Genomic DNA, 7,766 nt, shown 5'->3' with positions numbered 1-7,766 from the left:
CGGACCGCGATCGTCTCCCCGAGGTTCGGGTCGTCGATGACCACCGGCCGCTTCACGACGGTGCCCGGACCCAGGATCGCCACCTGCGGCTTGTTGATGATCGGGGTGTCGAAGAGCGCCCCCACGCTGCCGAGGTTGGTGATGGTGAAGGTGCCGCCGGACAGCTCGTCGGGGCCGATCTTGTTGGTGCGGGTGCGCTCGGCGACGTCCGCGATCTTCTTGGCCAGCCCCGAGATCGAGAGGTCGCCGGCGTCGCGGACCACGGGGGTGATCAGCCCCTTCTCGGTGTCCACCGCGAAGGCGAGGTTCTCCCGGTCGTAGTAGGTGATCTCGCCGGCCTCGGTGTCGATCGTGGCGTTGAGCTTCGGGTGCTCCTTCAGTGCGTCGATCGCTGCCTTGGCGAAGAACGGCAGGTAGGTGAGCTTGACCCCCTCGCGGGCCAGGAACTCGTTCTTCACCGACTCACGCAGCCGGGCGACGTTGGTGACGTCGACCTCGATGACCTGGGTGAGCTGCGCCGAGGTCTGCAGCGAGTCGACCATCCGCTCGGCGATGATCTTGCGCAGCCGGCTGATCTTCTCGGTGGTGCCCCGGCGTGAGTCCGGCGTGATCGTCGGCGCCGTGCCACCCGCCGGTGCCGCAGCGCCAGCGGCGGCAACACCCGCCGGAGCGGCCGCGGCCGCCGGCTGGGCGGCCTGCTCGGCCTGGCGAGCGGCGGCCTCGAGCACGTCCTGCTTGCGGATCCGGCCGCCAACACCTGAGCCGGTCACCGTGGACAGGTCGACGTTGTGCTGGCCGGCGAGCTTGCGGACCAGGGGCGTGACGTAGCCGGCGGCACCCTCGGCGGCACCGCTCAGGGCGGCCGGCGCGGGCGGCGCGGCAGCGGCTGGCGGCTCGGGCTCCGGCTGCTTCGCCGGCTCCGGCTGCGTCTCCTGGGCCGGTGCCGGTTCCTCCTTCGCCTCGGGCTCCGGCTCCGGCTCCGGTTCGGGCTCGGGCTCGGGCTCCGGCTCCTGAGCTTGCGGCTCGGGCTCAGGCTCCGGCTCCGGCTGCTTCTCCTCCGGCTGCGCCTGCTCGCCACCGCCGCCAGAGGCCGGCTGACCGGAACCCACCAACGCCAGCTCGGCGCCGACCTCGACGGTCTCGTCCTCGCTGACCTTGATCTCGAGCAGCGTCCCGGCGACCGGTGAGGGGATCTCGGTGTCGACCTTGTCGGTGGAGACCTCGAGGAGCGGCTCGTCGACGGCCACCTCGTCACCCACCTGCTTGAGCCACCGGGTCACGGTCCCCTCGGTGACCGACTCACCCAGCGCGGGCAGTGTCACCGGTGTGGCGTCGCCACCCCCGCCACCGCCGCCGGACGACGACTCGTCCGCGCCCCCACCGCTCGCCGCAGCCGCCGCCGGCTCGGACGATTCGGCGGCCGCGGGCTGCTCGGGCTCCGGCTCGGCCTGCGGCTCGGGCTGCGGCTCGGGCTGCGGCTCGGGCTGCGGCTCGGGTTGCGCGGGCTCCGATTCGTCCGCGGCCTGACCGGTCCTCGCCGGCTCGGCCTCGGCAGACGAGTCGCCGGAATCGGAGCCGGTGCTCTCGCCCTCGTCGCCGATCACCGCGAGTACGGCGCCGACCTCGACGGTGTCGTCCTCGTTGGCCTTGATCTCGAGCAGCGTCCCGGCGACCGGCGAGGGGATCTCGGTGTCGACCTTGTCGGTGGAGACCTCGAGCAGGGGCTCGTCGACGGCGACCTGGTCGCCGACCTGCTTGAGCCAGCGCGTGACCGTGCCCTCCGTGACGGACTCGCCCAGTGCGGGAAGGTTGACTTCGGTGGCCATGGAGCTCCTTCGCTCGGATCGGGTCAGCGTGGTCTGGAAGGGACGGGTGGTCGGTCAGGAGTGGGAGTGCAGTGGCTTGCCGGCGAGAGCCAGGTGCGCCTCGCCGAGGGCTTCGTTCTGGGTCGGGTGGGCGTGGACGAGCGAGGCTACGTCCTCGGGGTACCCCTCCCAGTTGTAGATCAGCTGGGCCTCGCCGACGAGCTCGCCGACCCGGTCGCCCACCAGGTGGACGCCGACGACGGGACCGTCCTTGCGGCGCACCAGCTTGACGAAGCCCTGGGTCTTGAGGATCTGGCTCTTGCCGTTGCCGCCCAGGTCGAGGGTCAGCGACTCGATCGCGTCGGCGCCGTAGGTCTCGCCGGCCTCGGCCTCGGTCAGCCCGACCGAGGCGACCTCGGGGTGGGAGTAGGTCACCCGCGGGATGCCGGCCTCGTCCAGCGGCGTGGGGGAGAGCCCAGCGATCTCCTCGGCCACGAAGATGCCCTGCTGGAAGCCTCGGTGGGCGAGCTGGAGGCCGGGGACGATGTCGCCGACCGCCCAGACGTTCTCGAGGTTGGTCCGGCACCGCTCGTCGGCAAGGACGAAGCCGCGGTCCATCGCGACGCCCTGCTCGTCGTACCCGAGGCCGTCCGTCGCCGGCCCACGGCCCACCGCCACGAGGAGCAGCTCGGCCTCGAGGACCTCGCCGCCCTCGACAGTCACCGCGACCCCGTCGTCGGTGGTCTTGACGCTCTGGAACGGCGTGCCGGTCCGGAACCCGATGCCGCGCTTGCGGAAGGCCCGCTCGAGCGCCTTGGAGGACGCCTCGTCCTCCAGCGGGACCAGCCGGGGCAGCGCCTCGACGATGGTCACCTCGGCGCCGAAGCTGCGCCACACGCTCGCGAACTCACAGCCGATCACCCCGCCGCCGAGCACGACCACCGACGCCGGCACCCGGTCGAGCCGAAGCGCCTCCTCGGAGGTGATCACGCGCTCGCCGTCGATGTCGAGGCCCGGCAACGACCGGGGGTAGGAGCCGCTGGCGAGGACCACGTGGTCGGCGGCGTACGGCGTACCGTCGACGCTCACCTCGCACGGACCGGTCAGCCGCCCGGTGCCCTCGATGAAGGTGATGCCGCGGCTCTTCATGAGCCCGGTCAGCCCCTTGAACAGCCGCTGCACGACGCCGTCCTTGTAGGCGTTGACCCCGGCCATGTCGATGCCCTCGAGGCTGGCCCGCACCCCGAACTGCTCCGACTCCCGGGCACTGTCGGCGACCTCGGCCGCGTGCAGCAGCGCCTTGGTCGGGATGCAGCCGACGTGGAGACAGGTGCCGCCGAGATTCCCCTTCTCGACCAGACCTACGCGCAGCCCGAGCTGGGCGGCCCGCAACGCGCACGCATAGCCTCCCGACCCGGCTCCGAGGATGAGGACGTCGAAGTCGGACACGTCAGCCATCTTTGCACCTGTGTCGCGCGTGTTCACAGCGGGCTGAGGGCGGGCGAGGCACACTTGTCCGCATGTCATGGCTGGATCGGTTCCGAGGCGGCGCGAAGCCGCGGACCAAGGGACCGGCGCGGGAGGCGTATCGCACCGGGTCCACCCGGGTGCGCGCCTCGGACTCCGTCGACCAGGACCACCTGCAGCAGTTCGTGGCCGGCCACAAGGGCGTCGAGGGCTTCGTCGAGCCCCGCACCGCGGTCAGCGACGTGACCCTGCTCCTGGTCGCCCACGACGGTGAGTGGACTCGCCGCCGGGTTCCCTCGGTCGACTGGGCGCACAAGTTCTGCAACCGCTTCCAGGTGCCGTCCTACGACGCCGCCGTGGTCGGCATTCCGCAGCGGATGCGCGACTACAACCGCCGCAAGAAGCTCGAGGGCTAGCCCGGCAACCGGGTCGCCGGCTGGGCGGCCCATGGTTGGAGCTGCCGCGGAGCACGACTGCACCGCATGTCGGGCGGATCCGTGGGTGACCGCGCGCCCATCGGTGGGTTTGCGGAGGGAGATCGGCACCTGGTGCCGGAGATCCTCGGCAAAGCCGGGTCCGGCTGCGGCGTGCTACGCGCGCGGCCGCCCACCCACGGATGCGTCACAGAGCCGCATTTCGGCGACCCAGTGGCGAAATTCCTCTACTGTCTGCCGATGCCGCTAGCCAGACCTCACTCGCACAGCCCCCGCGCGTAGTCGACCAGCGTCGCGACGGACACGCCGGTGCCGCCGGAGGTGATGTGGCCGTAGGCCCCGCCGGAGTTGAACGAGGGGCCGGCGATGTCGAGGTGCGCCCACGGCAGCCCGCCGGTGAACTCCCGCAGGAACGCCGCCGCGAACAGCCCGCCGCCCCACCGGACCCAGTCGTGCTGGGCCAGGTCGGCGATCCGGCTGCTGTGGATCCGCTCGTCCATCGCCTCCGGGATCGGCATCGGCCAGCTCTCCTCGCCGGCCCGCTCGGCCGCCGCGAGCACGTCGTCGACCACGTCGGGGGAGCCCATCACCCCGGACACCCGGTCACCGAGCGCCACGACCATGTGCCCGGTCAGCGTCGCCACGTCGAGGATCACGTCCGGCTTCGCCTCGGCGGCGAGCACGAGCGCGTCGCCCAGGATCAGCCGGCCCTCGGCGTCGGTGTTGAGCACCTCGACAGTCGTGCCGCCGTACATCGTCAGCACGTCGCCGGGCCGGACCGACGAGCCGGAGACCATGTTCTCCGCCATCGGCACGAACGTGGTGACCCGCAGCGGCAGCCCGAGCCGCGCGATCGCCAGGGTCGCGTGGACGACCGCGGCGGCGCCGGCCATGTCGGACTTCATCTCCTTCATGCCGGCGTGCGTCTTGAGCGTCAGCCCGCCGGAGTCGAAGGTGATGCCCTTGCCGACCAGCGCCAGGTGCGCCTTCGCCTCGCGCGGGGCGTAGGTCAGCTCCACGAGCCGAGGCGGCGCCGAAGAGCCCATCCCGACCCCGAGGATGCCGCCGCAGCCGAGATCTTGGAGCTCCTTCTCGTCCCGGACCCGGATCCCCACCTTGGGCGCGCCGCGCCCCTTGGTGGCCTCCTTGACCGCGGCCTCGACAGCGGCGGCGAAGCTCGGCGGCGTGAAGTCGCCGGGCGGCATGTTGACCCAGCTGCGGGTGGCGGCGACGGCGTCGGCCACCAGGCGGGCCTCCTCGAAGGCGCGCACGAACTCCCGCTTGCGCGCCGACGGGCTCAGCACGACGACGTCGCCCGGCTGGTCGGGCTTGGAGTCGTCGGAGCCCTTCTTCTTGTACGCCGTGAACGTGTAGCCCCCGAGCACGAACCCCTCGGTCACCGCGCGCAGCAGCTCGAGCGAGTCGGCCGGCAGCGCGATCGCAACGGAGGCGGCGTTGCTGACCCCGCGCGCCGCGGCGCCGGCGGCACGACGTACGGCGGCCGGAGTCGCGGTCTCGCCCTTGCCGAGCTTGCCGAGGCCGACGATGACCAGCAGCGGCGACGACACCTGCTTGCCGGTCGGGACCTTGGTGACCTCTCCTGCCTTGCCGGTCACCCCGAGGGAGGCCAGCAGCGGACGGAAGGTCCGGCCGTAGGCCTTGGCGACCTCCTCGCCGCCCGAGGCGACCAGCAGCCCGTTGCCTGCCTGCACCACGCCGACCACGACCACGTCGCAGCGGGTCTTGGCGGGGTTCGCCGTGCGCAGCGTGTAGGTACTCACCGCCGCAGGATAGTCACGGTAAGTTCCGATCCATGGACGGCACTGAGCCCCACGCGGAGGGCGGGCCGCTGACCTCGCCGTTGCACGAGCGACACCTCGCCCTCGGCGCCAAGTTCGCGGACTTCGGGGGCTGGTCGATGCCGCTCGAGTACCCCTCGGGCGTGGTCAAGGAGCACACGGCGGTGCGCGAGGCGGTCGGCCTCTTCGACGTCAGCCACCTCGGCAAGATCACCGTCGTCGGTCCGGGCGCGGCCGACTACGTCAACGCCACGCTCACCAACGACCTGGGCCGCATCCGTCACGGCAAGGCGCAGTACACGTTGTGCTGCGACGACGCGACCGGCGGGATCGTCGACGACCTGATCGCCTACCTCCACACCGACGACCGCGTCCTCCTGGTGCCGAACGCCGCCAACACCGCCGAGGTCGCCCGTCGCCTCATCGGGGGCGCACCCGACGGCATCGCGATCAAGGACCGGCACCGCGACTACGTCGTGCTCGCCGTCCAGGGCACGAAGTCAGACGAGGTGCTCGAGAAGGTCGGGCTGCCGGCCGGCCACGAGTACATGTCCTTCGTCGAGGCGCCGGTCCCCGGCGACGACCAGACCGACGCCGGCGTGGTGGTCTGCCGGACCGGCTACACCGGCGAGCGCGGCTATGAGCTGATCGCTGCCAACAGCGTCGCCGGGGTCCTGTGGGACCAGCTGATGGCCGCCGGTGAGGAGTTCGGGATGCTGCCCTGCGGCCTCGGCGCCCGCGACACGCTGCGCACCGAGATGGGCTACCCGCTGCACGGCCAGGACATCTCGCTGTCGACGACGCCCAACGAAGGCCGGCTGGGCTGGGCGGTGGGCTGGAGCAAGCCTGCCTTCTGGGGCCGCGAGGTGCTCCGGAGGGAGAAGGAGGAGGGTCCCAAGCGGATCCTCCGCGGCATCGTCGCGACCGGACGAGCCATCCCGCGGCCCGGGATGGCGGTCTCGCTCACCCCCGACGTCCAGGTCGGCGAGGTCACGTCCGGCACCTTCTCGCCGACGCTCAGGAAGGGCGTCGGGCTGGCCCTGGTCTCCGCCGTGGTCAACCCCGAGGCCGAGGTGGGGGTCGACGTGCGCGGCCGGCGCGAGATCTTCCAGGTCACCCAGCCACCTTTCGTCCAGCCGAAGGTCCGCGAGAGTTGAACCTCCCGGAACAACCGCCGACCTTCCGCCCGCCCAGCCCGGCCGAACGTCCCTGGTCGTGGCGGCTCGAGGATGCCTCGGGCGCCGAGGTCGACGTGCCGTCGGAGTACGCCGGACACCGGTTCGCCTCGCAGGCCGACGCGGAGTCCTGGGTCGGCGAGGTCTGGTCCGACCTGGCCGAGCTCGGCGTCGACGCGGTCACGCTGCTGGAGGCAGAGCGGGTGGTCTACGGACCGATGTCACTGCACGCCTGAACCACACGAGTCCTAGGTTGGATCCGTGAAGATCCTGCACGTCGGTGCCACCGGACACGTCGGCGAGCCGGTCGGTGCCGCGCTGCGCGAGCGCGGCCACGACGTGGTCAGCGCGCACCGGAGCTCGGCCGACCGCCCGGTCGACATCACCGACCCCGAGTCGGTCCGTGCGCTCTACGACACGGTCGGCCCCGGCCTGGACGCTGTCGTCGTCACCGCCGGCACCACGCCGTACGCACCCTGGGACGAGATCGGCCGCGAGCAGCTCCTGGCCGGGCTGACCAGCAAGTTCCTCGGCCAGGTCGAGCTGGTCCGGCAAGGAGTCGGGTTCGTCCGCGAGGGCGGGTCGTTCACGCTCACCAGCGGCATCCTCGGCCGCGAGCCGGTGCGGACCGGCAGCGTCGCCGCCGCGGTCAACGGCGCGCTCGAGGGCTGGGTGCCCGCCACCGCGGGCGAGCTGTGGGGCCGGTTCCGGGTCAACGTTGTCAGCACGACCGTGCTGACCGAGTCCCGCGCGGCGTACTCCTCGGTCATGCCGGGCTACCCCGCCGTCGACGGCTCGGAGGTCGGCCTCGCCTACGTCCGCTCCGTGGAGTCGATGGACTCCGGCCGTGTCTACGTGCTCTGAGTGACGGGTGCCCGCGTCGTTCCGGCGTGACCGGCTGACCTGGACGGCCTACGTCATGCTGGCCTGGTTCGCCTACCTCCAGGCGGCACCCGGGCTGGTGGTCCCGCACCTGAGGGACGAGCTCGACCTGAGCTACACGGTCGGCGGGCTGCACGTCGCCGCGTTCGCGGCCGGGAGCCTGGTGGCCGGGTTGGCGTCGTCCCGGCTCGAGGTGGCGATCGG

At 72.0% G+C, this 7,766-nt stretch carries 8 protein-coding genes; 5 read left to right on the top strand and 3 right to left on the bottom strand.

Features of this window, described 5'->3' with window-relative positions; genetic code table 11:
- Positions 1-1,826: 2-oxoglutarate dehydrogenase, E2 component, dihydrolipoamide succinyltransferase (gene sucB / locus VFV89_RS21125; RefSeq protein ID WP_329707955.1), on the bottom strand; the 1,826-nt coding region annotated here is incomplete at its 3' end.
- A 54-nt stretch (positions 1,827-1,880) separates the two neighbouring features.
- A complete protein-coding gene (gene lpdA / locus VFV89_RS21120; RefSeq protein ID WP_329707954.1) occupies positions 1,881-3,263 on the bottom strand; it encodes a dihydrolipoyl dehydrogenase in 1,383 nt (460 codons plus the stop codon).
- A gap of 62 nt (positions 3,264-3,325) precedes the next feature.
- On the opposite strand from lpdA, the gene VFV89_RS21115 reads away from it, so the two are divergent.
- Positions 3,326-3,688: a hypothetical protein gene (locus tag VFV89_RS21115; RefSeq protein WP_329707953.1), complete on the top strand. Its 363-nt coding sequence runs from the start codon at positions 3,326-3,328 to the stop codon at positions 3,686-3,688.
- A 275-nt stretch (positions 3,689-3,963) separates the two neighbouring features.
- Here the strand turns inward: VFV89_RS21115 and VFV89_RS21110 are convergent, their stop codons facing one another.
- On the bottom strand, positions 3,964-5,487 hold the full coding sequence (locus tag VFV89_RS21110) for a leucyl aminopeptidase (RefSeq protein WP_329707952.1): 1,524 nt from the start codon (positions 5,485-5,487) through the stop codon (positions 3,964-3,966).
- A 32-nt stretch (positions 5,488-5,519) separates the two neighbouring features.
- Here VFV89_RS21110 and gcvT point away from each other — a divergent pair, with 32 nt between their 5' ends.
- The 4 genes from gcvT to VFV89_RS21090 form a co-directional block, all read left to right on the top strand.
- A complete protein-coding gene (gene gcvT, locus VFV89_RS21105; RefSeq protein ID WP_329707951.1) occupies positions 5,520-6,662 on the top strand; it encodes a glycine cleavage system aminomethyltransferase GcvT in 1,143 nt (380 codons plus the stop codon).
- Positions 6,659-6,916 carry a hypothetical protein gene (locus VFV89_RS21100; protein WP_329707950.1) on the top strand — a complete coding sequence of 86 codons (258 nt, stop codon included), beginning with the start codon at positions 6,659-6,661 and terminating at the stop codon, positions 6,914-6,916. The genes gcvT and VFV89_RS21100 overlap by 4 nt, the downstream gene beginning before the upstream one ends.
- A 25-nt stretch (positions 6,917-6,941) precedes the next feature.
- Positions 6,942-7,544, top strand: a complete 603-nt coding sequence (locus VFV89_RS21095; RefSeq protein WP_329707949.1) for a short chain dehydrogenase — start codon at positions 6,942-6,944, stop codon at positions 7,542-7,544.
- Positions 7,545-7,551: 7 nt separating this feature from the next.
- Positions 7,552-7,766 (top strand): hypothetical protein (locus VFV89_RS21090; RefSeq protein ID WP_329707948.1); only part of this gene is annotated, 215 nt, incomplete at its 3' end.

It is taken from the genome of Nocardioides sp., assembly GCF_036274455.1.
Taxonomy (GTDB): Bacteria; Actinomycetota; Actinomycetes; order Propionibacteriales; family Nocardioidaceae; genus Nocardioides.
The sequence above is the reverse complement of the archived record's forward strand: the minus strand, read 5'-3'. Positions and strand labels throughout refer to the sequence as shown.

Excerpts from the sequence above, each read along its gene's own strand:
- lpdA (WP_329707954.1), bottom strand. The coding sequence starts at position 3,263 with ATGGCTGACGTGTCCGACTTCGACGTCCTCATCCTCGGAGCCGGGTCG.
- VFV89_RS21115 (WP_329707953.1), top strand. The coding sequence starts at position 3,326 with ATGTCATGGCTGGATCGGTTCCGAGGCGGCGCGAAGCCGCGGACCAAG.
- gcvT (WP_329707951.1), top strand. The coding sequence starts at position 5,520 with ATGGACGGCACTGAGCCCCACGCGGAGGGCGGGCCGCTGACCTCGCCG.